At 64.5% G+C, this 24,190-nt stretch carries 24 protein-coding genes; 21 read left to right on the top strand and 3 right to left on the bottom strand.

The features are described from left to right. The first annotated feature begins 24 nt into the window (after positions 1–24). The 12 genes from C935_RS0105290 (at position 25) to iscR (ending at position 10,937) form a co-directional block, all read left to right on the top strand. Positions 25–738 (top strand): hypothetical protein, encoded by a 714-nt coding sequence (locus C935_RS0105290; protein WP_018861474.1) that lies wholly within the window; start codon positions 25–27, stop codon positions 736–738. Positions 739–802: 64 nt separating this feature from the next. After that, positions 803–1,591 (top strand): tRNA pseudouridine(38-40) synthase TruA, encoded by a 789-nt coding sequence (truA, locus tag C935_RS0105285; RefSeq protein WP_018861473.1) that lies wholly within the window; start codon positions 803–805, stop codon positions 1,589–1,591. Between the two features lie 69 nt (positions 1,592–1,660). Next, the gene (locus C935_RS0105280; RefSeq protein WP_018861472.1) at positions 1,661–2,290 is read left to right on the top strand and encodes a phosphoribosylanthranilate isomerase; all 630 of its coding nucleotides are present in this window, start codon (positions 1,661–1,663) and stop codon (positions 2,288–2,290) included. Further along, complete coding sequence (gene trpB, locus C935_RS0105275; protein WP_018861471.1) at positions 2,287–3,495, top strand: tryptophan synthase subunit beta; 1,209 nt, start codon at positions 2,287–2,289, stop codon at positions 3,493–3,495. Before C935_RS0105280 ends, trpB begins: the two co-directional genes overlap by 4 nt. Then, positions 3,492–4,325: a tryptophan synthase subunit alpha gene (gene trpA / locus C935_RS0105270; protein WP_018861470.1), complete on the top strand. Its 834-nt coding sequence runs from the start codon at positions 3,492–3,494 to the stop codon at positions 4,323–4,325. Before trpB ends, trpA begins: the two co-directional genes overlap by 4 nt. 35 nt (positions 4,326–4,360) lie before the next feature. Next, positions 4,361–5,317 carry an acetyl-CoA carboxylase, carboxyltransferase subunit beta gene (gene accD, locus C935_RS0105265; protein WP_018861469.1) on the top strand — a complete coding sequence of 319 codons (957 nt, stop codon included), beginning with the start codon at positions 4,361–4,363 and terminating at the stop codon, positions 5,315–5,317. An 8-nt stretch (positions 5,318–5,325) separates the two neighbouring features. Continuing rightward, the gene (locus C935_RS0105260; protein WP_018861468.1) at positions 5,326–6,657 is read left to right on the top strand and encodes a folylpolyglutamate synthase/dihydrofolate synthase family protein; all 1,332 of its coding nucleotides are present in this window, start codon (positions 5,326–5,328) and stop codon (positions 6,655–6,657) included. A 102-nt stretch (positions 6,658–6,759) separates the two neighbouring features. Further along, entirely contained in the window at positions 6,760–7,341 is a 582-nt protein-coding gene (locus C935_RS0105255; protein WP_018861467.1) for an SPOR domain-containing protein, read from the top strand. Positions 7,342–7,435: 94 nt separating this feature from the next. After that, positions 7,436–8,014, top strand: a complete 579-nt coding sequence (locus C935_RS0105250) for a CvpA family protein (RefSeq protein ID WP_018861466.1) — start codon at positions 7,436–7,438, stop codon at positions 8,012–8,014. A gap of 29 nt (positions 8,015–8,043) precedes the next feature. Continuing rightward, positions 8,044–9,552: an amidophosphoribosyltransferase gene (gene purF, locus C935_RS0105245; protein WP_026278658.1), complete on the top strand. Its 1,509-nt coding sequence runs from the start codon at positions 8,044–8,046 to the stop codon at positions 9,550–9,552. A gap of 10 nt (positions 9,553–9,562) precedes the next feature. After that, positions 9,563–10,159, top strand: coding sequence for a L,D-transpeptidase (locus tag C935_RS0105240; protein WP_081616576.1), 597 nt, complete (start codon positions 9,563–9,565; stop codon positions 10,157–10,159). 298 nt (positions 10,160–10,457) lie between these two features. Further along, positions 10,458–10,937: a Fe-S cluster assembly transcriptional regulator IscR gene (gene iscR, locus C935_RS0105235; protein ID WP_012982722.1), complete on the top strand. Its 480-nt coding sequence runs from the start codon at positions 10,458–10,460 to the stop codon at positions 10,935–10,937. Positions 10,938–11,048: 111 nt separating this feature from the next. Here iscR and C935_RS0105230 read toward each other — a convergent pair whose 3' ends face one another. From C935_RS0105230 to C935_RS0105220, 3 genes are read right to left on the bottom strand one after another with little or no spacing between them, the layout of a single operon-like run. Continuing rightward, complete coding sequence (locus C935_RS0105230) at positions 11,049–13,091, bottom strand: transglutaminaseTgpA domain-containing protein (RefSeq protein ID WP_018861462.1); 2,043 nt, start codon at positions 13,089–13,091, stop codon at positions 11,049–11,051. Continuing rightward, complete coding sequence (locus C935_RS0105225; protein ID WP_026278656.1) at positions 13,088–14,098, bottom strand: DUF58 domain-containing protein; 1,011 nt, start codon at positions 14,096–14,098, stop codon at positions 13,088–13,090. Before C935_RS0105225 ends, C935_RS0105230 begins: the two co-directional genes overlap by 4 nt. Continuing rightward, positions 14,080–15,006, bottom strand: a complete 927-nt coding sequence (locus C935_RS0105220) for a MoxR family ATPase (RefSeq protein ID WP_018861460.1) — start codon at positions 15,004–15,006, stop codon at positions 14,080–14,082. The genes C935_RS0105225 and C935_RS0105220 overlap by 19 nt, the downstream gene beginning before the upstream one ends. A gap of 125 nt (positions 15,007–15,131) precedes the next feature. Here C935_RS0105220 and C935_RS0105215 point away from each other — a divergent pair, with 125 nt between their 5' ends. From C935_RS0105215 to C935_RS0105175, 9 genes are all read left to right on the top strand, one after another. Next, the gene (locus C935_RS0105215; RefSeq protein ID WP_018861459.1) at positions 15,132–16,280 is read left to right on the top strand and encodes an MlaE family lipid ABC transporter permease subunit; all 1,149 of its coding nucleotides are present in this window, start codon (positions 15,132–15,134) and stop codon (positions 16,278–16,280) included. A 3-nt stretch (positions 16,281–16,283) separates the two neighbouring features. Then, positions 16,284–17,063: an ABC transporter ATP-binding protein gene (locus tag C935_RS0105210; RefSeq protein ID WP_018861458.1), complete on the top strand. Its 780-nt coding sequence runs from the start codon at positions 16,284–16,286 to the stop codon at positions 17,061–17,063. Next, positions 17,060–18,073 carry an MlaD family protein gene (locus tag C935_RS0105205; protein WP_018861457.1) on the top strand — a complete coding sequence of 338 codons (1,014 nt, stop codon included), beginning with the start codon at positions 17,060–17,062 and terminating at the stop codon, positions 18,071–18,073. The genes C935_RS0105210 and C935_RS0105205 overlap by 4 nt, the downstream gene beginning before the upstream one ends. A 2-nt stretch (positions 18,074–18,075) precedes the next feature. Then, positions 18,076–18,729, top strand: a complete 654-nt coding sequence (locus tag C935_RS0105200; protein ID WP_018861456.1) for an ABC-type transport auxiliary lipoprotein family protein — start codon at positions 18,076–18,078, stop codon at positions 18,727–18,729. Beyond that, a complete protein-coding gene (locus C935_RS0105195; RefSeq protein ID WP_018861455.1) occupies positions 18,722–19,225 on the top strand; it encodes a glutathione peroxidase in 504 nt (167 codons plus the stop codon). The genes C935_RS0105200 and C935_RS0105195 overlap by 8 nt, the downstream gene beginning before the upstream one ends. Then, the gene (gene tadA / locus C935_RS0105190; protein WP_018861454.1) at positions 19,215–19,742 is read left to right on the top strand and encodes a tRNA adenosine(34) deaminase TadA; all 528 of its coding nucleotides are present in this window, start codon (positions 19,215–19,217) and stop codon (positions 19,740–19,742) included. Before C935_RS0105195 ends, tadA begins: the two co-directional genes overlap by 11 nt. Before the next feature lie 215 nt (positions 19,743–19,957). Further along, complete coding sequence (locus tag C935_RS0105185; RefSeq protein ID WP_018861453.1) at positions 19,958–22,129, top strand: type I secretion system permease/ATPase; 2,172 nt, start codon at positions 19,958–19,960, stop codon at positions 22,127–22,129. After that, positions 22,126–23,550 carry an HlyD family type I secretion periplasmic adaptor subunit gene (locus C935_RS0105180; RefSeq protein ID WP_018861452.1) on the top strand — a complete coding sequence of 475 codons (1,425 nt, stop codon included), beginning with the start codon at positions 22,126–22,128 and terminating at the stop codon, positions 23,548–23,550. The genes C935_RS0105185 and C935_RS0105180 overlap by 4 nt, the downstream gene beginning before the upstream one ends. Before the next feature lie 5 nt (positions 23,551–23,555). Then, complete coding sequence (locus tag C935_RS0105175; RefSeq protein ID WP_018861451.1) at positions 23,556–24,170, top strand: response regulator transcription factor; 615 nt, start codon at positions 23,556–23,558, stop codon at positions 24,168–24,170. Positions 24,171–24,190: the final 20 nt, after the last annotated feature.

Genomic DNA, 24,190 nt, shown 5'->3' with positions numbered 1-24,190 from the left:
CTGCTGAAGCAGTATCCTGTCGCGATGAGGCGACGGGGTTTCGACATCAAGTACGAGACGGCCGGATCGGCGTCCCTGTGGGCGCTCCCGGCCGTTTTGCTGTTGTCGGCGGTGCTGGCGACTGCTAAACCGGTCGTGGTGCTGGCGGTGCTGCTGGGGGTTGCCGGACTTGTGTGGGCGGGGCCCTTTGCCTGGGAACGCTGCGGACGCCTGCTCTGGCGACTGAAATGGTTTTATCTGTCTTTACTGGTGTTCTTCGGGGTCTGGCCGGTCGAAACACCAGAAGGCCCCGCGCTGGCTGGCTTGATCGAGGCATTCTGGCGGATTGGGGCGCTGGCCCTGGTGGTAGTCCTGGTCGTCTGGCTGACGGAGCGGTTCTCGCGAGGCGAGCTGGTTCGGGCGCTGTCTTCGTTTCTGGCGGGTCCTCGTGGTTGCTTTGGCGGGTGGGGTGAGCGGTTCGCGCAACGGCTGTTTCTTGCTCTGGCGCTGTTCGAGTCGGACCGGGTGGATATTGAACGGGAGCGTGAGGGGCTTCGTGGCGGGTGGCGCGAGCGGCTGCATGGGGCGCGGGACTGGCTGATCGTGCGTCTGGATCGTGCCCTGAGTGGCGAGGTGCCGGAGCTGGCGACCGACGCGTTCACCGGGCGCAGCAGCACAGTTCCCCAAGGGGGTGCGGGGGCGGTGGTGTGGTTGTGGATTGTGGCGGTTGCAGTCGGCGGGCTTGCCTGGTGGTGGTGATCAGGTGATGCCAAGGACAACATTGACGGCAAGTGATACGGATCCGGCCCGTCAACGCTGGGCGTTGGGAATCGAGTACGACGGGCGCGGGTTGCTGGGCTGGCAGCGCCAGAAGGACGGGGCCAGCGTCCAGGGGCACCTGGAGGCGGCGCTGAGTTTCGTGGCAAACGAGGGGATTGAGCTCACCTGCGCGGGACGCACGGATGCGGGGGTCCATGCGACCGCTCAGGTGGCGCACTTTGATACTGCGGCGGTCCGGGAACGGCATTCCTGGGTGCTGGGGGTGAACAGTCGTCTGCCGGACGGGATCACCCTGCGCTGGGCCGAGCCGGTCGACGACGATTTTCATGCACGCTTCAAGGCGTTCGGCCGTCGCTATCGCTATGTGATCGCGAATCGACCGGTACGCCCCGCACTGGAGGCCGGGCGGGTGGCGTGGTGGCGACGCCCACTGGATGCTGCACGGATGCATGACGCGGCGCAGACCTTTGTTGGCGAGCACGACTTTTCCAGCCTCCGTGCCGCCGGATGCCAGGCGAAATCACCAATTCGGAATATACATTCGATTGGTGTCCAGCGGCGCGGTTCCTACGTGATCCTGGATATCCATGCCAATGCCTTCCTGCATCACATGGTGCGGAACATTGCCGGAGTTCTCCTGGCGATCGGAGACGGACGCGAGGAGCCAGGCTGGGCCGCGCGGATCCTCGCCGCCCGCGACCGGCGAGTCTCGGGCATCACGGCCCCGGCCGGGGGGCTTTATTTCGTTCACGTAGACTACCCGCCCGAATTCGCTCTCCCCAGTGCCGAGGGGCCGGTACTGGAGGGGATCCCGGGCAATGGGGCGGTCTGATTGCGGGAAAGAGGCTAGCCGCCGTGCTTCTGGTACGCTTTGCCGCTTGATAATTGAGGCCGGAGCGGGATGCGCTATCGGGTAAAGATTTGCGGAATCACGACGCCGGAACAGGCGGAGGCCGCGGCACGTGCCGGGGCCGACGCGATCGGCCTGGTGTTCCATCCGCCCAGCCGCCGTTATGTCGAGTCCGACCAGGCGGCGGAGATCGCGGCGGCATTGCCCCCGTTCGTGACCACGGTCGGACTGTTCGTCGACCCGGACCCGGCACACGTCGAGCAGGTCCTGGCCGGGGTACGCCTGGACTGCCTGCAGTTTCACGGTCATGAGTCGGCAGCGGAATGTACGCGTTTCGGGTATCCCTATCTCAGGGCCGTGTCGATGAACGAGGGGGGTGATCCGCGGCCGGTGATGGACGCCCACCCCCAGGCGCAGGGCTTTCTGCTGGACAGCCATGGAGCCGGGCGCAGCGGCGGATCCGGCCACCGGTTCGACTGGGACACGGTGCCCGAGGCGCTGGACCGGCCCTGGCTGCTGGCCGGGGGACTGGACGAGGATTCGGTACGCGAGGCGCTGGAACACCTGCGCCCGTACGGGGTCGACGTAAGCTCCGGAGTCGAGAGTGCCCCGGGGATCAAGGATGCACGGCGCATGGAGGCCTTCGTGAAGGCCGTGCGCCAATGCGAGGTGAACGAATGAGCAAGATCGACTGGGCGGCGTTCCCGGATGCCCGCGGGCATTTCGGGCCCTATGGCGGGCGCTTTGTATCCGAAACCCTTATGGGCGCGCTGGACGAGCTGCAAAAGGCGTACGAGCAGTATATGGGCGATGCCGACTTCATGGCGGAGCTGGACCATGATCTGCAGCAGTTTGTCGGTCGTCCCAATCCGCTGTATCACGCCGAGCGTCTTTCGAGAGAGCTTGGCGGGGCACAGGTGTACTTCAAGCGCGAGGACCTGAACCACACCGGCGCGCACAAGGTGAACAACACCATCGGCCAGGCCCTGCTCGCGAAGCGCCTGGGCAAGACCCGGATCATCGCGGAGACCGGTGCCGGCCAGCATGGCGTGGCCACCGCTACCGTGGCTGCGCGTCTGGGGCTGGAATGCGTGATCTATATGGGCGAAGAGGACACGCGGCGGCAGACACCGAACGTCTATCGGATGCGTCTTCTCGGGGCCGAGGTCGTGGCGGTGAAATCGGGCACGCGTACGCTGAAGGATGCCCTGAACGAGGCGATGCGCGACTGGGTCACCAATGTCGACGACACCTTCTACATCATCGGTACCGTTGCAGGCCCGCATCCGTATCCGGCCATGGTGCGAGACTTCCAGGCCGTGATCGGCCGCGAGGCGCGGGCGCAGCACTTGGAGATGACCGGCAAGCTGCCGGATGCGCTGGTGGCCTGTGTTGGCGGCGGATCGAATGCGATCGGCCTGTTCCATCCGTTCCTGGATGACGAGTCCGTGGAAATGATTGGCGTCGAGGCCGCAGGCGCGGGCATCGAGTCCGGCCGGCATTCGGCACCGCTTTGTGCCGGGCAGCCGGGCGTGCTGCATGGCAACCGCACCTACCTGATGGAAGACGAGCATGGGCAGATCGTCGGGACGCATTCGGTCTCGGCCGGGCTGGATTATCCGGGCGTCGGGCCGGAACACGCCTGGCTGAAGGACACAGGCCGTGCGCGCTATGTCGCCGTGACCGATGACCAAGCGCTGGAGGGCTTTCATCGGCTCACCCGTACCGAGGGCATCATCCCGGCGCTGGAGACCTCACACGCGATTGCGCATGTCCTGGAACTGGCCCCGACGATGCGTCCGGACCAGAGCATTATCGTGAACCTGTCGGGTCGGGGCGACAAGGACCTCAACACCGTGGCGGAACGCGAAGGAATCACGCTATGACTCGCATCGAGCAACGCTTTGGCAAGTTGCGGTCGGAGAACCGCGCGGCGCTGGTGCCCTATGTGACCGCGGGTGACCCGGAGCCGGGCGCCACCGTTCCGCTGATGCATGCGCTGGTAAAGGCGGGTGCGGACCTGATCGAGCTGGGGGTCCCGTTCTCCGACCCGATGGCAGATGGGCCGGTGATCCAGAAGGCCTGCGAACGGGCGCTGCGTTATAGCACCAGCCTGCGGGACGTGCTGGACATGGTGGCCGAGTTCCGCAAGACCGACGCCGAGACGCCGGTGGTGCTGATGGGCTATCTCAACCCGGTCGAACGCATGGGTTACGAGACCTTTGTCGAAAAGGCCCGTGAGGCGGGGCTGGACGGTCTGCTGACGGTGGATCTGCCGCCCGAGGAGTGTGACGAAGTTGCGGGACTACTGGAGAGCGCGCAGATTGCACCGATCTTTCTGGTAGCGCCCACGACCTCCGACGAGCGTATTGGTCATGTGGCGCGCGCGGCGCGGGGTTTCATTTACTACGTGTCGCTCAAGGGCGTGACCGGCTCGCAGACGCTGGATACCTCGGCGCTGGCCGAGCGCCTGGAAGCCATCCGCCAGCACACGGATCTTCCGCTGGGCGTGGGTTTTGGTATTCGCGATGCGGAGACGGCCGGGCAGGTCGCGCGCGTAGCGGATGCCGTCGTGGTGGGCAGCGCGATCGTGCGTCTCGCCGAGGAGTTCGACGGTGATCCGGCCGGGTTCGCCCATGCGGCGTCCGAAGTCGTAGCGGGAATGCGCGTGGAAATGGACCGCGTGCGTGCGTCCGGCGTCGAGGCGTCGGTGTAGTAGAATGCAGCGCTCGCAGGACTGAGGGATTCAGGATGAGCTGGTTCGAAAAGCTGATGCCTTCGCGCATCCGTACCGACAACAGCAACAAACGGGGCGTGCCCGAGGGGCTGTGGGTGCGCTGCGAGGGTTGCGACGCCACGCTGTATCGCCCCGAGGTGGAACGCAATCTCGATGTCTGTCCGAAGTGCGGGCATCACCGACGGATGAGTGCGCGGCGGCGGCTGGAAACCTTCCTCGACGAGGAGGGGCGCGAGGAAATCGCCGCCCAGATCGAATCTTCCGATGTCCTGAAGTTCCGTGACTCCAAGAAATACAAGGACCGCCTGGTCGCCGCGCAGAAGTCGACCGGCGAACGCGACGCGCTGGTCGTCATGCAGGGCCAGTTGATGGGGCGCCCGCTGGTGGCCTCTGCGTTCGACTTCCGCTTCATGGGGGGGTCCATGGGCTCGGCCGTGGGCGAGCGCTTTGTCCGTGGCGCCAACCGTTCGCTGGAACAGCGTATTCCGCTCGTCTGTTTCAGCGCGTCCGGCGGGGCGCGGATGCAGGAGGCCTTGTTCTCGCTGTTGCAGATGTCCAAGACCAGCGCGGTGCTGGCGCGGATGCGCGAGGAGCGTATCCCGTTCATATCCGTGATGACCGACCCCACCATGGGCGGTGTCTCCGCGAGCCTCGCGATGCTCGGCGATGTCAATGTCGCGGAGCCCAATGCCCTGATCGGTTTTGCCGGTCCGCGCGTGATCCAGCAGACCGTCCGCGAGACGCTGCCCGAGGGCTTCCAGCGGTCAGAATTTCTGCTCGAACACGGGGCGGTCGACATGATCATTGAGCGCGGCGAGATGCGCCGCCGTCTGGCCTCCGTGTTGGGAATGCTGACTCATGGGCCGGCTCCGGCCCCTGAGGCGGCCCCGGTCGAAGAGGAAGAGCCGGAGGTGGAAGTGATTCGCGCGGATGATGCCAGCGAATCGTCGGATGCCCCGCGCTCGACCTGACTCCCTCCGTGCGCAACGCCACACTGGCTGAATGGCTGGCCTTCCAGGAGCGACTGCATCCGGTTGGCATGGACCTCACCCTGGAGCGTATTGCCCTGGTCGCCGACAGGTTGGGGCTGCGCGGCCCGGGGACGCCCCGTACGGTCATTGTGGCCGGCACCAACGGCAAGGGCACCGTAACCACGCGTACGGCGGCGCTGTTGCAGGCGCAGGGTCTGAATGTGGGGTTGTTCACCTCCCCGCATTTGCTTCAGTACAACGAACGCATCCGCCTGAACGGCGTGCCGGCCGCGGACGTGGACCTGTGCAGGTCCTTCGAGGCGATCGACCAGGCCCGGGGTGACGATTCGCTGACCTATTTCGAGTTTGGCGCTTTGGCCGCGGCCTGGCTTTTCCGCGAGGCCCGCGTCGATGTGCAGGTGCTGGAGGTCGGGCTTGGCGGGCGCCTGGATGCGGTGAACATCTGGGACGCGGATGTGGCGGCGGTTACCGCCGTGGATCTCGACCACCAAGCCTGGCTGGGGGATTCGCGCGAGGTGATCGGACGCGAGAAGGCCGGCATCATGCGCGCAGGGCACCCAGTGGTAATCGGGGAGCTGTCGCCTCCACAGAGCGTGCTGGACCAGGCTCGGGCGCTTGGGTGTCCTACCGTCCGCTTGGGGCGCGATTTTGACCTGCTGGTCGAACAGGAACGGCTCGTCTGGTGCTGGAATGGCGCTCAGGTGGAGTGGAATGTCCCGCTGGCGCGGGGGCTGAGCGGTGCCGTCCTCGCGAATACCGCAACCGCGCTGGCCGTGGTCGAGTCGCTTGGCATGGGCACCGGGCTAAGCTCGGCCTCGCTGGAGCGGGCGCTTCAGGTTCGCCCGCCCGGTCGTCTGCAATGTCTGGGCGGGTCTCCGGAGTGGCTACTGGATGTGGCCCACAACACGCAGGCAGTCGCCGAGCTCGCGCGCTGGTTGCGTGACAATCCCTCCGCAGGGCGGACCGTCGCGCTGGTGGCGGTCATGGCCGACAAGGAACGCAGGGCCATGTGGCGCGAGCTGCACGGTCTGGTCGATGTCTGGGTCCCGATCCCGCTTGATCTCCCGCGTGCACTCCCTGCACACGACCTGGCGGCGGAACTGGAAGAGGCCGGCCAGCCGGACGTCCGGCCGGTGGGCGAGATCCAGAAAGCGCTTGAACAAACGAAGGAATTGGCCGGAGCCCAGGGACGGTGTGTCGTGTTCGGCTCGTTCCACACGGTGGCGGCGATCCTCGAACAGGCCCCGGACCTGGCGGCTTCGGCTCTGCGCGAGTCATTGCCACCCGATTCCGTACCGAAAGGCATCGCTCATGGCTAGGGACGCAAGAAAGCTTTCGCACACTTGCCTTGCCCGACTGGGTGGACGCGGCGTAATGTCGCGGACAAGACCCGACATGCGGGATTCCAATACCATCACGGCATGACCACGGACAGTCCCATTCGTTTTCGCCTGACGGGCGCGGTGATCCTGATTGTGATCGCCGTGATCTTTCTCCCGTGGTTGTTCGACGGTGCCGGTTACGAATACATGAGCGGCATCGATGACCCGGTTCCCGACGCTCCGACCTTTGCGGCACCGGATATCGCGCTTCCTTCCGAACGTGAGGATGCGCCTCCGAGAGCCGAGCGGGAGCGGGGCGAGGAAGTGCGAATCGCCGATCTTCAGGCACTGGAGAATGGCGAGGAGAACCGGGAAGACGCGGCGGACAACGATGAAGCCGACACTCCGGAACCGCTGACACGAGCCCCGGAGTCGCGCGCGATCGAAGCGGGTTGGGCCGTGCAGGTGGGCAGCTATCGGGCCGGTGGGAATGCGCGGGAAGAGGAATCACGCTTGCGTGACGCCGGCTGGCCAGCCTTTATCGACGAGTCCGAGGCCGAAGGTCGCAGCATCTATCGGGTCAAGGTGGGTCCGGTGGCTCAGCGCGACGAGGCCCAGAAGCTGGTCGAGGAACTGAAGGACGATTTCGATATCACGGGCATTGTGGTGACCTTCCCATGATCTCCCACGACCGTGGACACGCAGGCAGCCGCCTGCGAACTTCGAGGCGCTGCGGTACACTACGCAGCCTTTTCGCACCGGAAGTCCGCCGCGCGTGAACTGGATCGACCTGGTCATTATCGCCCTGATTGTCGTCTCGGGGCTTATCAGTCTGTTTCGTGGGTTTGTGCGCGAGGCGTTCTCGCTTGCCACCTGGATTGTGGGCATCTGGCTGGGTATTCGGCATGCAGCCGAGGTCGCCGAAGTGCTGCCCGAGGCGCTGTCGGATGCCACATTGCGCCTGGGGGTCGGGTTCGCGCTGATCTTTATCGCAGTGCTGATCGTGGGCGGCATCCTGGGGGTGCTGGCCAATCGTCTGGTGCGCGGCAGCGGCCTGACGGGCACCGACCGTTCGCTGGGCGTGATCTTCGGTCTGCTGCGCGGCGTGGTTCTGGTCGCGGTACTTGTCTTTGCGGCCTCTCTGACACTGATGCCCGAGGAGGGCTGGTGGGAGAACAGTCGCCTGATTCCCGAGTTCGAACGCCTGGTCGAGTGGATGGTCGCGCAGTTGCCTGACAGCTGGCAGGAACAGATCGGCAGCCTACTGGCCGACGACCCAGCCGATCCCGCCGTGGATGAGCCGGCCGGTGAACCATCGGCACCGGAAACCGAGCCCCCCGCCGACCAACGCTAGTCGACCGCCTTGTTGGAGCCCTGAACCGTATGTGTGGAGTAGTCGGAATCGTCGGGCGTGGCCCGGTGAATCAGCCGCTTTATGATGCCCTGCTGGTGCTGCAGCACCGTGGACAGGATGCCGCCGGCATCGTGACCTGCGACGACTTAGGCCGGCTGCACCTGCGCAAGGACAACGGTCTGGTGCGGGACGTCTTCAACAATCAGCACATGCAGGGTCTGATCGGCAACATGGGCATCGGTCATGTGCGGTATCCGACGGCCGGCAGCTCGAGCTCCGCCGAGGCCCAGCCGTTCTACGTGAACTCCCCGTTCGGGATCACGCTCGGACACAACGGCAACCTGATCAATGCCCGAGAACTGAAGCAGGCCCTGTTCGCGACCGATCGTCGGCACATCAATACTGATTCCGACTCCGAGATCCTGTTGAACGTCTTCGCACAGGAGCTCCTGCGCTATCTGGACAACGGCCTGACCGCCGACTCCGTGTTCAACGCGGTCGAGCGTGTGCACGAGCGCGCCAAGGGCGCATATGGCGTCGTCGCGATGATCGCCGGTCGCGGTCTGCTGGCCTTTCGTGATCCGCATGGTATCCGCCCCATCGTCTACGGCTCGCGTGAAGGCGAGGAGGGGGGGCGCGAATGGATGGTCGCCTCCGAGAGTGCGGCGCTGGAGTCGCAAGGCTTCGAACTGGAGCGCGATCTGGCACCCGGCGAGGCCTTGTTCATTACACCCGAGGGCGAGCTCTCGACGCGTGTTTGTGCGGAAGACACGCAGCTCAACCCCTGCATCTTCGAGCACGTATATTTTGCCCGACCGGATTCGGTGATCGACAACGTGTTCGTGCATCGCGCGCGGATGCGGATGGGCACCGCGCTGGGTGAAAAGATCCGCCGTGTCTGGCCGGATCACGACATCGACGTCATCGTGCCCATTCCGGATACCGGGCGCACGGTTGCGCTGGAGATGGCGCACGAACTGAACATCAAGTACCGAGAAGGGTTCATCAAGAACCGCTACATCGGCCGTACGTTCATCATGCCGGGGCAGACCAAGCGGCGGAAATCGGTCCGCCAGAAGCTCAACGCGATTTCGCTGGAGTTTCGCGGCAAGAACGTAATGCTGGTCGATGACTCCATTGTACGCGGTACCACGTCGCGCGAGATCGTGATGATGGCGCGAGAGGCCGGCGCCAGGAAGGTCTACTTCGCCTCTGCCGCCCCCCCGGTGCGCTACCCGAATGTCTATGGCATCGACATGCCCGCGGCGCATGAACTCATCGCCCATGGAAGAGACGAACAAGAAGTATGTGAGGCGATCGCCGCCGACCGCCTGATCTATCAGGACCTGGAAGACCTGCAAAAAGCCGTGCGGCGGGGTAACCGGAGCATCGAGACCTTTGACTGCTCCGTGTTTACCGGCGAGTACGTTACGGGTTTGCCCCACGACTACCTCGAACACCTGGCGTCGCTGCGCGGCGAGGGACTCGTCAACACACCAGTGGCGGGCGAGGTACTGGATCTGGCCAACAAGAAATGACGAGAGAGTAGTGACGTTGCCGAGTTTGCAGTGGATCGAGCCGGTCATCGAAGCGGCACGAAAACAGGCCGGCGGCGGCGCAGCGACGCTGCCGACGGTCGTCGTGCGTGTCGACCAGCAACGCCTCTATGTCTGGGAAGGCGGCAAGGTCACGGATGTCTTCGATGTCTCGACTTCGGAGCGTGGCATCGGAAACCAGGATGGAACCTACAAGACCCCGCTGGGCCTCCATCGTATTGCCGAACGATTCGGCGATGGTGCCGCGCCGGGTACTGTGTTCCGGGCGCGCGCCAATACCGGCGAGATTGCCGAGATCCTGACGGGCGAAGGCGAGCGTAGTCGCCGGGACAACATCACCTCGCGGATCCTCTGGCTCGAGGGGCTGGAGCCTGGCCTGAACCGCGGGGGCAGTATCGATTCCTATCAGCGTTACATATACATCCACGGTACGGATGAAGAGGGACGCATTGGCGAGCCAGCCTCAGAAGGTTGTGTGCGCATGCGTAACGACGAGGTCATCGAACTGTTTCCTCGCCTCCCGGTGGGCACCCTCGTCGTGATCCTGAACGGCCCGGATTACGAAGCGGGTCGCGTCCTGCCTGTCTAAGCCCGACTTTGCTGCCCCCATCGGGCCGAAGTCGGCATTGATCCAGAAGTTCCTAATTTTCTAACTATTTCCGAGGGAACTCCGAGAGTCTCTGACGGCTCTCACAATAACCTGCGTCTGGTGTACGTGAATTCCCGGCAATCGCCTGATACAATCATGGAATTATTCCTGACAACAACTGTCAGGTAAGAAGGGAATTATTCCTGACTATCATTGTCAGGAAAGGTGAACGGATTCGATTCTGTGAATGGATGTCGACCTCGACACGCACAATCACGGTTTCTCGGAGGCTTTAGACATGAAACTCTCAACCAAGGGCCGCTACGCGGTGACCGCCATGATGGATCTTGCGATCCATGATCGGGTGGGACCGGTGACCCTGGCCGACATCTCGCAGTGCCAGGGCATCTCGTTGTCCTATCTGGAACAACTGTTTGCGAAGCTGCGCAAGGCCGACCTGGTGGAAGGCGTGCGGGGTCCCGGCGGGGGTTACCGCCTGGCCAAGCGCGCGGATCAGATCAGCATTGCCAACATCATTACAGCGGTTGACGAGTCGGTGGACGTGACCCGCTGCAAGGGCCACAAGGACTGCCAGGATGGGGAACGCTGCCTGACGCACGAGCTCTGGGATGACCTGAGCCAGCAGCTGTACGACTTCCTGGACGGCATTACACTGGCGCAGTTCGCCAACCGCCCGGAAGTGCAGAAGGTCGCTCGCCGTCAGGACGAGCGCCGCGGTGCCCGGCACCACTTCATCTTCCGTAACGACGCGGCCTGATAACGGCCGGACGACGCAGCGGCCCGGGACTCCCTCCCGGCGCCGCCTTGGAAGACCCGAAGGCCCGACCGGATGCTGGATCCGGCCGGGCCTTTTCTTGTTGGGAAAATCCTACGTCATCCGTGGTACGGGGTGGCCGGCGGCTGGCTTCCGCAGGTCGGATGCAGCCAGTCGCCGCAGGGCCGTCAGATGTCTGGCCCGGTCATCGGGCCGAGTGGGGGCGAAGCGGGTTTGATTGTAGTGCTCGGCGAAGGCATCGACGATCGGCGCGAGATCGGACCGTGCAGCCTTGACCCGTCGGGTCCATGTGACGACGGGCTCGTGCGCGTGTCGGCCCAGTCCTGCCTGCTGCCGTTCGATCCGCCGGGATAGGTGCTGCAGGAGCCGGTCCGGCGCAGCGCGAGGGCGGCGAGGCCGACGCCACACACTCCAGGCCAGGGCCACGACGGCAAGCAGGCCAAACCCGGTGCCGAGTGCAATGACGATGTCGCGCCAATCGGTCGCGTCGAGCCCGAAACGCGCGAAGAGTTCGCGCTGGCGCTCGGGATCGAATGCCAGCACCCAGCTCTCCCAGCGGAACCGGGCGAAATCGCGCCAGTCCTCGAATCCAAACCGGAGTTGCTGCACCCAGCCGAGTCCATCGCGGCGCAGGAAATCGGGCACGGGTTCGCCCTCGCCACCGGTCAGGCCGCCAATGCCGGCTTCGATGCGTTCCGGTGCGATCGCCGCAGTGGGGTCGACGCGAATCCAGCCCTCGCCATCCAGCCATACCTCGTTCCAGGCATGTGCGTCGGCATTGCGCAGGCGCAGGTACTCGCCCCGCTGCATCCATTCTCCGCCCTGGTAGCCCGTAACCACGCGGGTGGGAATCCCCGCCGAGCGCATTAGCACGGCGAACGCGGAGGCGTAGTGCTCGCAGTAACCCGCCTGAGTCTCGAACAGGAACTGGTCGGTGACATCGCCCTCGAGAGTAGGTGGCTGCAGGGTATACCGGTACGGTGCAGCCGCGAAGCGATCAAGAGCCGCCTGGATGATCGCGCGGTCATCGTCGCCATGCGTGGCGCGCCAGAGGGCGACCTCGGCGCGGGCCCGGGGAGCCGCACTGGGCGGAAGCTCGAGGGCGCGTTCACGGGCGCTTTCGCTGAGGGGGGCATCGCCGCCCGGTGGGCGCGTCAGGTCCGCCTCGGCGACGTACTGGATACGGTTCACGATCCGCCGATCACGTATGACCTGGTGGTTGTCGCGGTATTCGGCGTTGTCCGGCAGGGAAACGGGATAGTCGAGCACCGGCAGGTAACGCACACGGGTGGGTTCCAGCGTGGCGGTGTAGGCCACTACCTCGTCCGGCTTGCCGGGCGAGGGCAGCTCAATACTGGATTCCCCGCCCTCGGCCTGCCAGCGGCGCCCGTCAAAGTTCGTCATGACCAGTGCGCGCCAATACTGAGCCCGGGGCGGTGGCACGGCGTCATGGAACTGGACACGCATCGCAGTGGTTTGGTCCTGCAGGAGTTCCGCGATGTCACCAGGATTGAGCTCGCCCGAGAGGGCCGTGGTGGCTACGTCGTCACGCTGTGGGTCGCCCCACAGTGGCCCCTGTACACGCGGGAAGGCCACGAACAGGATCAGCATGAACGGAAGAGCGTGGACGATCATCCAGCCGGACTGCTTCGCGAGACGGCGTCGTTCGAGGGTTCGCCCAGCATGCACCTGGATCAGTGCGGCGGTGAGCAGCCAGGTGGACAGTAGGGACCAGGCGGCGATCACCAACGACTGGTCGAAGAAATAGGTGGTGACCACCACAAAATATCCGAGGAACAGGCCGATCACGATATCCCGGCGGTTGCGCGTCTCGAGCAGTTTGAGCGCCATCATGACCAGCAATAGCGCGGTGCCCGCCTCCTGTCCGAAAAGGGTGCCGTATTGAAGGAAGGTCATCCCGCCCGCGAACGCCGCCAGTATGGCCATCAGGCCAATGGAAGGAGGCTTGCGGTCGCTCAGATGGAGCCAGGTCCGCAGCAGGACGGCGGCCGCCACGATCAGCGTGACCCACGGTGGCTGGTACCAGGCATGCGGAAGGGCGGCTACCGGCAGGGCCAGCAGGGCGAGTTCAAGGCCCCGCAATTCTGGCGAATGATGCCGGCGCACACGGTTCACTTCTTCGTTCCCCTGGTTGTTTCCGGAATCGGCAAGGGGATCGGCTCGAAGCGGTATTCGGCGAGGGCGCGCAGGCCCCGTTCCCTTTGCGCGGGGCCCCGCCCGGGTGGAAGGATCTGGTCGGGCAGGCGCAGCCCCCATGCGCGGCCCTCCGCCTCGGCAGCCAGGATTTGATGGCAGAGCATGGAAAGGCGCGTCTCGGTGTCGCTGGCCGGCATTGCGGACCAGTCGATCCAGAACGTGTCGCGGGCTCCCTCGACCGTCTCGCGTATGTGCAGCTTGCCGGTGCGGGCCAGCGCCTTCCATAAGATACGGCCGGGCGGGTCTCCGGGGCGGTACGGACGGATGTGATCGGGTGTGGACGCATCATCCTGACGGCGCTGGACGCCGGCCTCGTCTCCGAGGCCAGTATGGGCGGCGCCTGGATCGACGGGTTGCGGATACACGAGCATCTCGCTGGTCAGCCCAAGCCAACTCCAAGCATTCAGAATACCGAGCGGGTACCGGGTGCCCAGGTGTTGGCGGGGTAGTCGGTACACCCCGCGTCCGAGCACCGGCAGGGGCACAGTGGCCACTTGCCGCCCGTTGGCCGGTACCGCAACGGCTTCGCTTGTGTATCCGCCGATGCTCAGGTGCAAGGACTCACGGTCGCGCCCGCGTGTATCCTCCAAGCGCAGGGAGACAGACAACGGCTGGCCCGCGAACACCGGTGTTGTGGAAAGCGCCGACACCTTGAGCCCGAGCAGGTTGCGATGGGTGTACCAGATGGCATTGTGGCCGATCCCCACCAGGAGAAAGGTCAGCAGAAACGCCATGTTGTTGGAGTAGTTGATCGCCCCGAGCAGCATCACGCCGAGGATCGCCAGTAGGGTGTAACCGGCCCGGGTCGGCAGGATGTAGATACGGTCGCGGCCAAGCGTGGTCTGCGCCCCGTCGGCGCGATGGCGCCGCGTGACCCAGCGGATCATGCCTTCGGGCAGATGTTTCCCTAACGAACCGGCACGCATTCCAGCAGCCGTTCCACCGTGCGTGCGGGGGTGTCCGGTTCGCGGGCACGGACACGATGGCCGGCCACGGCCGGCAGGACGTCCGCCAGGTCGTCCGGGGTCACGTAGTCGCGTCCGTCGAGGTAGGCATGGGCTCGTGCGGCGCGCAGCAGACCCAGCCCGGCGCGTGGCGAGAGCCCGTGGGCAAAGCGTGCGCGGTCGCGGCTCGCCTGAATCAGGTCCTGCAGATAGTCCAGCACGACCGGTTCGGCATGCAGCTGGGCGATCCGGGACTGCCATCCCTGCAGGTCGTCGGGTGTGACGATCGCACTCGGGGCAGGATGGGCGACGGGCGCCACCGCGGCACCGCCGCGCTCGAGCAACGCGCGCTCGGCGCGGGTGTCGGGATAGCCCAGTTCGATGCGCATCAGAAAGCGATCCATCTGGGATTCCGGAAGGGGATGTGTGCCGACCTGTTCTTCCGGGTTCTGCGTGGCGATTACGAAGAATGGCTCGGGCAGGGGGCGGGTGGTGCCCTCCACGCTGGCTTGGCGTTCTTCCATCGCCTCGAGCAGCGCGCTCTGGGTCTTGGGGGGCGCGCGATTGATCTCGTCCGCCAGCAGGATCTGGGTAAAGATCGGCCCGGGATGGAAGCGGAATTCGCCGGAGCCCTGCTCGAATACGGAAACCCCGAGGACATCGCCGGGCAGGAGATCGCTGGTGAACTGCACGCGGCGGTAATCGAGGTTCATCGCCGCGGCCAGCGCGTGCGCGAGGGTCGTCTTGCCAACGCCCGGCTGGTCCTCGATCAGCAGGTGGCCATTGGCCAGCAGGCAGGTGAGCGCCAGCCGGACGCGATCCGGTTTGCCTAGCAGGATATCGTTCAGTGCGCTTTCGACCTGGTGTAGAGCTTCGTTGGCCGCAGGCATTGGGCTCCTCGTAGTGGATGGTGTCGGGTGGCCAAGAGGCAGACGAGCAGGGTTGGCTCATCCCCGTTTCGCGTGTCGGGTGACTTTACGGCTACCATGGCCGCAATTGCCCCACGAGCGACAGTATGGACAAGCAGGCCGCCGATTCGGGCCAGACGTTTCACTATGATGCCACAGCCTCGCCGGATGCCCGCCTGCATCTGGCCGGTCGGCTGGACGTGCATGCAGTGGAGCGTGTCTGGTCGCCTCTGCGTCGCCGGGTGCGAGAACTTGCACAGGGTACGCAGACCGCCGTAACACTGGATGTCAGTGACCTCGTGTACTGCGACGGCGCGGGCGCTGCGTTGCTGCACGCGCTGGAGCGCGATATCGAGCGTGCGGGCAGGGGCGTTGAGTTGGTCGGTGTTCAGGGGTTGGTGGAAGAACAGCTGACACCGTACCGCGAACTGGAAACCGTAGAGCCCGCACGCCATGAAGATCGTGGAGGTGCCCTGGCACAGGCGCTTCAGGCCGTTTCCCGAGTGGGGCAGGCGGCCTATTCGCAGTTCGGCTTCGTTGGCGAGCTGACGCGGGCGCTGGGGGCGGCGCTGCTGAATCCCCGCCAGGTGCGCTGGGGCGATACTTTTCGGGTCGCCGAGGCGGCTGGTTTCCAGGCGCTGCCCATTGTCTCCCTGATTGCCTTCCTGCTGGGCGTGATCCTGGCATTCCAGTCTGCGATTGCGATGCGCCAGTTCGGCGGCGAGATCTTCGTCGCCAATCTCGTGGCCGTATCGTTGTTCCGCGAGCTGGGGCCATTGATGATGGCGATCCTGCTGGCCGGCCGCTCCGGGGCCGCATTTGCCGCCGAGATCGGCACGATGAAAGTCAACGAGGAGGTCAACGCCCTGAAAACGATGGGGCTCGACCCGGTGCGTTTCCTGGTGTTGCCCAAGGTGCTGGCTGGCATCGTGGTTGCCCCGTTGCTCGCAATGTACGCGAACATGATCGGCCTGCTGGGCGCCGCGGTGGTCATGCAGGGGTTCGGGATTCCCTGGGTCGCATTCTTCAATCAGGTAACGATGGCACTCAGCCTGTCGGACCTGTTCTCCGGGTTATTCAAGGCGGTGATCTTTGGTCTGCTGATCGCGGGCGTGGGCTGTCTGCGCGGGCTGCAAACGGCGAGCGGTGCGGCCGCTGTGGGGATCTCGACCACCAGCGCGGTGGTCACCTCGATCATCCTGATCGTGGTGTTTGACGGTTTGTTTGCCGTCCTCTTCTACCACATGGGGGTGTGAGGAATGGCGAATACGGAGCCGGTGATCAAGGTTCGCGAGCTCACCATGGGGTTCGGTGATTTTGTACTGATGAGGAACCTCGACTTCGATGTCCAGCGTGGCGAGATCTTCGTGATTCTCGGGGGGTCCGGCAGCGGCAAGAGTACCCTGCTCAAGCACATGATCGGGCTTTACACGCCACAGCAGGGCCACATCTGGATTGCTGGCGCGGATATCACCACCGCAGAGGGCAAGGCGCGCGAAAGCATATTGAGACGGGTGGGCGTGATGTATCAGATGGGCGCTCTGTTCGGGTCCATGACCCTGCTGGAGAACGTGCGGCTACCGCTGGAGGTCCACACCGACCTGCCGCGCGAGGCGATGGATGCGATTGCGCAGGCACGCCTTCAGTTGGTGGGGCTGGGCGAGTTCGCGAATTTCATGCCTTCGGAAATCAGTGGCGGGATGCAGAAACGCGCTGCGATCGCGCGTGCGATGGTGCTGGACCCGGAAGTGCTGTTTCTGGATGAACCTTCAGCCGGGCTGGACCCGATCACCTCGGCGGGGCTCGACCGGCTGATCCTGCGCCTGGCGCGCAGCCTGGACATGACCATTGTGATCGTCAGCCATGAACTGGCCAGTATTTTTGCGATTGCCGACCGGGTCATTATGCTCGACAAGGAAAGCAAGAGCATCGTTGCCGAAGGGAACCCGGCGACTCTGCGCGACACATCCGATCACCCGTGGGTACAGCGCTTCCTGCAACGGGCCGATTCGGCCGACTCCGAAGAGAGATCCACATGAGTGCCCGACAACATTTTGGCCTTGGACTGTTCATCGTAGGCGGCCTGGTGGCGCTGGTGGTCGCATTGACCATCATGACCGCGGGCAATCTCTTTCGTGCGTCCATCCCGATCGAAACCTACATCGACTCGTCGGTCCAGGGACTGGAGGTCGGAGCACCCGTGAAATTCAGGGGCGTGACCATCGGCGAGATTACCGAGCTTGGATTTACGTCTGTGGAATACCAGCGCGATGTCGACCCGCGCGATCGCAAACGCTATGTGATGGTGCAGGCGCGCCTGTGGCCCGACCGGTTTGCGGCCACTGCCCGCGAGCAGGAGTTCGAGCCAGAGATCCTCAAGAGCCTGGTCGACGCCGGGCTGCGCGTGCGGATCGCGGCACAGGGCATTACAGGGATGAACTATCTGGAAGCGGACTTCTCGGACCCGGAAGAACACCCGCCGCTGGAACACGACTGGGAGCCCCGGTCAATTTACATTCCGTCCTCCCCGAGCATCGCCGTCCGGTTCATGGAGTACGCGGAAAACCTGCTCATGAGGATCGACGGGCTCGATATCGAGGGGGTGATCGAAAACCTGAATTCGGTATTGATCACCGTTGACGAAACCGTGTCGAGCCTGGATACGGCGGGTCTGAATCAACGAGCCGATGAGTTGATTTCGGAGCTTGAGCAGACCATGCGCACCGCGGACCGCGTGATGCAGTCGGTCGAGCAACTCGTCGACCATCCGGATACGCAGGCTTTGCCGACGGAAACCCGTGAGGCCATCCGCGAGTTGCGCCGTACGGCCGAGGCAGCCGATGTCGCGGGTCTGATCGATCGCATGGACTCGATGGTCGAGCGGCTTGATCGTGGCATGGATGTCAGCGAGTCGAAGCTCCTGGAGACAATGGACGAACTGCAAGGTGCGATCTCGGGCCTGCGCAGCCTGTCCGATGATGTTCGCCGCAACCCCGGTGGTGCGTTGTTTGGTGCGCCACCCCCGCGCAGCCGTATGGACAAGGAATGAGCATGAACTGGTGGAAAACCCCGATCCTGATGCTTGTGGCGCTGTTACTGGGCGGCTGCACCCTGCTGCCCGAACGCGAACCGGTCGATCGCGCCTGGTATCTGCTGGAACTACCAGACGAGCCCGCGGCACGTACGGCCGACGAACCTGTGGCAGTGGAACTGGGCTCGGTCCGTGTCGCCCCGGCTTATGCCGGCAATGGGCTGGTGTACCGTTTGGGAAACCATCAGTACGAGTCGGACTACTACAACGAGTGGTTCCTGAGGCCTTCGGAGCAGGTCGAGCAGTTGTTGCGCGAACGCTGGACGCGCAGCGGTGCGGCAATCGAGTTGGTCGATAATGCGGCCGCTGTACGCGAACAGGGACGTCCCGCGATTCGGGTCCACGTGCTGATTACGGCTTTGTACGGCGATCTGGACGGTGCGAACGGGATCGAATCCAATGGGCTGGCGGCCTCGGGCACCGGGCATATGGGACTGCGCGCCCAGTTGAGTCAGGGCGAGCGAAGCCGTCTGGTGCACCTGGAATCCGAGCAGCCCCTGGAACGGCGCTCTGCGTCGCAGCTGGTGGGGGCTCTGTCGCGTGCCACGGCCGAGGTTCTGGTTGACCTGGAAGACGCAATCCTGGAAGAGGTCGGGGGCATGGATGATGACTAATGTCTTCGACTTCTCGGTACATGCCGCCGACGGCAGCGAGCAACTGCTTGGCGCGTTTCGCGGGGATGTTCTGCTGATCGTCAATGTAGCCAGTGAATGCGGGTTTACCCCCCAGTACGAAGGCCTGCAGGCATTGCACGAGCAGTTCGCCGATCGGGGTTTTCGTGTGATTGGCTTCCCCTGCAACCAGTTTGGGGGGCAGGAACCGGGTGATGCGGAGACGATACGCGCCTGCGGTGCGCGTTTTGGGGTCACCTTTCCGGTACTCGCAAAGATCGAGGTCAACGGCGAGGGCGCCCACCCGCTGTACAAACATCTCAAGCAGCAAGTCCCCGGTGCATTGGGCACTCAGGGCATCAAATGGAACTTCACCAAGTTCCTGATCGGCCGAGATGGGTCCGTCATCGACCGATTTGCTCCCCAGCGCAAGCCGCAGGACCTGGTCGACAGGATCGAAACGGCCCTTGCTGAACCGCGCCCGGGCGATGGCGGCTGAACTCGAACTCGACCCGCGGAGCATTAGACCCGGCGATCAAGGACCAGCGCCTACGGAACGCGGTGCGCATGCCTTCTGGATGAAGGTAGCGCTCGGACATGCCGAGCGGGCAGCCGAGGTGGGCGAAGTGCCCGTGGGCGCTGTACTGGTGGACGCGGAAGGGCATTGTCTCGCGGCCGCGCATAATGCCCCCATCAGCGAGCATGACGCGACTGCGCACGCAGAGATTAGAGTCCTGCGCGCAGCGGGACAGCGATGTTCCAACTATCGACTGACCGACACCACGTTGTATGTAACGCTTGAGCCGTGTTCGATGTGCGCTGGTGCGATGATCCACGCGCGGGTAGGGCGGCTGGTGTTTGCGGCGTCCGACCCTCGCACTGGGGCCGCTGGAGGTGCGATGGACCTGCTGCATCACCCCGCTCATAACCACCGTCTGGAATGCATCGAAGGGATCGAGGCAGAGCGGTCTTCCGAGTTGTTGAGAGGTTTCTTTCGTCTACGCCGAAAGCGTTAGATCCGCGTGATCCAAGGCCGTTGCCCACCGGCGCATTGAGGCGCAGAATCAAATCAATATGAGACGGCGTTCACGTTTTGCACCGACTGGGTGCGCGGGGCCGCCGGGATTCTGCGTCCAGATGCCGGGGTGTACCGATTAGCCAGCCTCCTTCCAACGATGACCGCGGGGATCCCGTCCTGGATTCCGCCTCGAGTGCTCCCGAGACGGAACCCATGGACGACGCTGACGCTCTCGAACCGGAACTGCCCGTTGTCGACACGGAAGGTCGAGCCGACACCCTTCTCGGTGGGCTGATTCTGATTGCCCGCATGCACGGGCTGCGCCTGACGCCGGACTCCGCGCTTGCCGGTCTGCCGCTGGATGACGGGCGGCTCTGTCCCTCCCTGGTACCACGCGTTGCGCAGCGCGCAGGCCTGACGACACGGACGGTCACCCGTGACGCGCGCGGCCTGAAGGACGACCTGCTGCCCGCACTGTTGTTGCTGGACCAGAACGAAGCCTGGGTGCTGGTCGGATGGAACAAAGACAAGAGCGTCGCCAGGGTCATCGATCCGGAGCTGGGTGACGCGGTCGTCGAAGTCCCCCTGAACCGGCTGAAAGAACGCTACGTAGGCCGAGCCATCTATGTACGCCCCGAATTCCGTATGGACGCGCGCGCGCCGCGGGTCTCGAAGGAGAGCAAGGGGCACTGGTTCTGGCGGGTCATTCGCGAGAACCGGCCGCTATATCGCGATGTGCTGATCGCGGCGGTGATGATCAACCTCTTCGCACTGGCGATGCCGCTGTTCGTGCTGAACGTGTACGACCGCGTGGTCCCGAATCACGCGACCGAGACGCTGTTCATGTTCGCGGCGGGTGTGGTCATCGTGCTGATCGCGGACTTGATCCTGCGCACCATGCGCAGCCACTTTGTCGACAAGGCGGCGATGCGTGCGGATGTAAAACTCTCCTCGCACATCATGGAGCGTGTGCTGGGGCTGCGCATGGAGAATCGACCGGCCTCGGTGGGTTCGTTTGCATCGAACATTGGCGCGTTCGAGTCGGTGCGCAGCTTTATATCGTCGGCGACCATCATTGCCTTTGTCGATCTGCCGTTCGCTTTGATGTTCATTGCCATCATCGCGCTGATCGCCTGGCCGCTGGCGATCCCCGTGGCGATCGGTGCGCTGCTACTGCTGTTTTACGCCACGGCGATCCATCGCAAGCTGCATGCACTCGCGGAAGAAAGCTACCGCGTTGCCGCGCAACGCAACTCGACCCTGGTCGAGAGCCTCGCGGGCGCCGAGACTCTCAAGGCCCTTGGGGCGGAGGGGCGGGTGCAGGCAACCTGGGAGCGTGCAACGACCCATCTGGCAAGGACCAGTGCACAGAACCGCCTGCTGACCGCAAGCGTGACCCACACGGCGATGTGGGCACAGCACACGGTGGGCGTCGCCATCATTGTGCTCGGTGTGTTCCTGTTAATGGAGGGAGATCTCTCCATGGGTGGGCTGATTGCCGCCTACCTGATCTCCTCGCGCGCGATGGCGCCCATCAGTCAGACGGCCGGGCTGCTGATGCAGTATCACCAGGCCTCGACTGCACTCGGCTCGCTGAACGAGATCATGGCGCTGCCGGTGGAGCGCCCGGCGGACTCGCACTTCCTGAGCCGTGAGCGGTTCGAGGGCGCCATCGAGTTTCGCAATGTCGGTTTCGCCTATCCCGAGTCCGCCACGCCGGCGTTGCAGAGTGTTTCGCTGAAGATCGAGCCGGGCGAACACGTCGCCGTGCTGGGGCGCGTGGGCTCCGGCAAGAGTACCCTGGCCAAGCTGATCATGGGTCTTTATCAGCCGACCTCCGGGGCGGTGCTGGTGGACGGAATCGATGTGCGCCAGCTGGACCCGGCCGAGCTGCGGCGGTCGCTGGGCTATGTGGGCCAGGAGGTCACGCTGTTCTACGGAAGCCTGCGCGAGAACCTGGTGACGGCCGATCCGCTGGCCGGCGACGAGGCCATCCGCAAGGCGATAGCAATCTCGGGCATCGAGGATCTGATCAATACCCATCCAGAAGGTGTCGACCTGCAGGTCGGAGAGCGCGGGGGCCGGCTGTCTGGCGGGCAGAAGCAGAGTGTCGGCGTGGCGCGGGCCGTGCTGCATGAGCCCAGCATGCTGCTGATGGACGAGCCGACCAGCTCCATGGACAACTCCACCGAGCAGGGGATGAAGCGTCGGTTGGCGGAGTTCATTCAGGGACGCACCACCGTGATCGTGACGCACCGTACCTCGCTGCTCGAGTTGGTGGACCGAATTATCGTGCTGGATCAGGGCCGAGTGGTGGCCGACGGGCCGAAGGATCAGGTGATTCAAGCCCTGCGGGAAGGCCGCGTAGGCAAGGCGCAGGCATGAGTAAACGCACGCGCAGGGACGGCCAGGGGTTCGAGGCACTCGGCCGCGGTATGGACCACACCGGAAAGGTCGGTGCGCCGATGGTGGACCGGATCTTTCGCCCCTGGCTGACCAAGGGTGGGGGCGACCACCGCAACTGGGCATCGGACGCCGATTGGACGCAGATACAGGAGCGTCCGATCCGCGCCCGCGCGCTCCTCTACGGGATCCTGATCACGCTGGGCCTGCTGGTTTACTGGGCCTCCATTGCCGAGATCGACGAGGTGGCCCGCGCGGACGGGCGGGTGATTCCGTCGCAGAACCTTCAGGTGCTGCAGTCCATGGACGGGGGCGTGGTCTCCGATGTGCTGGTGCGAGAAGGCGATGTCGTGGAACAGGGCGATGTGCTCGTGCGTGTGGACCCGACGCGATTCCTGTCCGACCTGGGCGAGGCGAGGGCCAGCGAGTTCGCGTTGAAGGCGCGCCGGGCGCGCCTGATGGCGCTGCTGACGGAAACCCCGTTCCTGATTACACCAGACCTGCAGGAAGGGCCGCAGGCCATCGTCGAGCAGGAGCAACAGCTTTACGAAGAAAGCCTGGACGAGCTGCGCTCGCGGATTCGCATTGCCGAGGAGCAGATGCGGCAAAGACGTGAGGAGCTGAACGAGGTAAGGGCGCGACGCAGCCAGGCCATCCGAGCCCTGGAGCTGGCGAGTCGCGAGCTGGAGGTTACCGAACCGCTGGTGCAAAGCGGGGCGGTATCCGAAGTGGAGATCCTGCGCTTGCGCCGCGAGGTCTCCAACGCCCGCGGCGACCGCGATCAGGCGACGGCGCAGATCGCCCGTCTGGACGCCGCGATCGAGGAAGCGGAAGAGAAGATCCGAGAGGTGCGGCTGAATTTCCGCAATCAGTGGCGTTCGGAGCTCGCCGACACCCTTGGGCGGCTGCAGGAACTGGCCGAGGGCACCGAGGGCCTGGAGGACCGTGTGCGGCTGTCCGAGGTGCGCTCGCCCATGGCGGGTATTGTGCAGCGGATGTTCATCACCACGCGCGGTGGCGTGATCTCGCCCGGGCGCGAGGTGGCCGAGGTGGTGCCGCTGGAGGACGAATTGCTGATCGAGGCGCGGGTCTCGCCGCGGGACATTGCCTACTTGCGTCCGGGACTCAACGCCAAGGTGAAGTTCACGGCCTATGACTTCGCCATCTACGGCGGCCTGGATGCCACCGTGGAGCACATCAGCCCGGACACCATTACCGACGACGACGGCAACACCTACTACAAGGTCCGCGTACGAACCGAGGAAACAGGCTTCGACGAGGAACACCCGATCATGACCGGGATGGTCACGCAGGTGGATATCATCACCGGGCGTCGCACCATCCTGCAGTACCTGCTGAAGCCGATCCTCCGCGCGGGCGAGCTGGCTTTTACGGAGCGCTGATCGATATGCAGATCTTCATGGTGGACCGGGCGTCGCGGCCTTCACCGCGCTGGGAAGAGGCCTTCCCGGACGCCCAGGTGCTGCGCCCGCCGTTTCCGGCGACGTTGCCGGAGGGCGCCGAGGCCTGCTGGATCGGCACGGACCTGGCCGACTGGGAGGTGCACGTCGAGCAAAGGACCCGGGTGCATCGGGTCATCGTGCACTCGCGCCACCCGCACGACGAGGAAGGCATTCGTGCGTTCGATACCGGGGCCCACGGCTACTGCCATACGCTGGCCAACGCCACCCAGTTGCGCACGATCGCCGCGACCGTAACGGGTGGCGGGCTGTGGGTCGGCCCCGACCTGATGACCCGCATGATTCGTACCGTCCGCAGCGCCCAGCCCCGCGATCCGGAAACCCCGCCCGAGGGCTTCGATAACCTGACGCCCCGGGAGCGCGAGGTCGCGCTGGCCGTCACCACCGGCGCGCACAACAAGGAAATCGCACGCCAGCTCGGCATGACCGAGCGTACCGTCAAGATGCACCTCGGCTCCGTCTTCAAGAAGCTCAACGTGGACGACCGTGTCCAGCTCGTGCTCCACCTGACTCGCCTGCGCGAATCCCACCCGACCGTCTGATTTTCGTGCCATCCGCGAAA

Source organism: Thioalkalivibrio sp. ALJ3 (genome assembly GCF_000377205.1).
GTDB lineage: Bacteria > Pseudomonadota > Gammaproteobacteria > Ectothiorhodospirales > Ectothiorhodospiraceae > Thioalkalivibrio.
The sequence above is the reverse complement of the archived record's forward strand: the minus strand, read 5'-3'. Positions and strand labels throughout refer to the sequence as shown.

What these genes read in the sequence shown, in the direction of transcription:
- C935_RS0105205 (WP_018861457.1), top strand. Translation starts at nt 17,060, where the DNA reads ATGAGTGCCCGACAACATTTTGGCCTTGGACTGTTCATCGTAGGCGGC.
- C935_RS0105255 (WP_018861467.1), top strand. Translation starts at nt 6,760, where the DNA reads ATGACCACGGACAGTCCCATTCGTTTTCGCCTGACGGGCGCGGTGATC.
- C935_RS0105215 (WP_018861459.1), top strand. Translation starts at nt 15,132, where the DNA reads ATGGACAAGCAGGCCGCCGATTCGGGCCAGACGTTTCACTATGATGCC.
- C935_RS0105290 (WP_018861474.1), top strand. Translation starts at nt 25, where the DNA reads ATGAGGCGACGGGGTTTCGACATCAAGTACGAGACGGCCGGATCGGCG.
- C935_RS0105210 (WP_018861458.1), top strand. Translation starts at nt 16,284, where the DNA reads ATGGCGAATACGGAGCCGGTGATCAAGGTTCGCGAGCTCACCATGGGG.
- C935_RS0105280 (WP_018861472.1), top strand. Translation starts at nt 1,661, where the DNA reads ATGCGCTATCGGGTAAAGATTTGCGGAATCACGACGCCGGAACAGGCG.
- C935_RS0105195 (WP_018861455.1), top strand. Translation starts at nt 18,722, where the DNA reads ATGACTAATGTCTTCGACTTCTCGGTACATGCCGCCGACGGCAGCGAG.
- C935_RS0105185 (WP_018861453.1), top strand. Translation starts at nt 19,958, where the DNA reads ATGGACGACGCTGACGCTCTCGAACCGGAACTGCCCGTTGTCGACACG.
- trpA (WP_018861470.1), top strand. Translation starts at nt 3,492, where the DNA reads ATGACTCGCATCGAGCAACGCTTTGGCAAGTTGCGGTCGGAGAACCGC.
- trpB (WP_018861471.1), top strand. Translation starts at nt 2,287, where the DNA reads ATGAGCAAGATCGACTGGGCGGCGTTCCCGGATGCCCGCGGGCATTTC.
- iscR (WP_012982722.1), top strand. Translation starts at nt 10,458, where the DNA reads ATGAAACTCTCAACCAAGGGCCGCTACGCGGTGACCGCCATGATGGAT.
- C935_RS0105225 (WP_026278656.1), bottom strand. Translation starts at nt 14,098, where the DNA reads ATGCGTGCCGGTTCGTTAGGGAAACATCTGCCCGAAGGCATGATCCGC.
- C935_RS0105200 (WP_018861456.1), top strand. Translation starts at nt 18,076, where the DNA reads ATGAACTGGTGGAAAACCCCGATCCTGATGCTTGTGGCGCTGTTACTG.
- purF (WP_026278658.1), top strand. Translation starts at nt 8,044, where the DNA reads ATGTGTGGAGTAGTCGGAATCGTCGGGCGTGGCCCGGTGAATCAGCCG.
- C935_RS0105180 (WP_018861452.1), top strand. Translation starts at nt 22,126, where the DNA reads ATGAGTAAACGCACGCGCAGGGACGGCCAGGGGTTCGAGGCACTCGGC.
- C935_RS0105175 (WP_018861451.1), top strand. Translation starts at nt 23,556, where the DNA reads ATGCAGATCTTCATGGTGGACCGGGCGTCGCGGCCTTCACCGCGCTGG.
- accD (WP_018861469.1), top strand. Translation starts at nt 4,361, where the DNA reads ATGAGCTGGTTCGAAAAGCTGATGCCTTCGCGCATCCGTACCGACAAC.
- C935_RS0105220 (WP_018861460.1), bottom strand. Translation starts at nt 15,006, where the DNA reads ATGCCTGCGGCCAACGAAGCTCTACACCAGGTCGAAAGCGCACTGAAC.
- tadA (WP_018861454.1), top strand. Translation starts at nt 19,215, where the DNA reads ATGGCGGCTGAACTCGAACTCGACCCGCGGAGCATTAGACCCGGCGAT.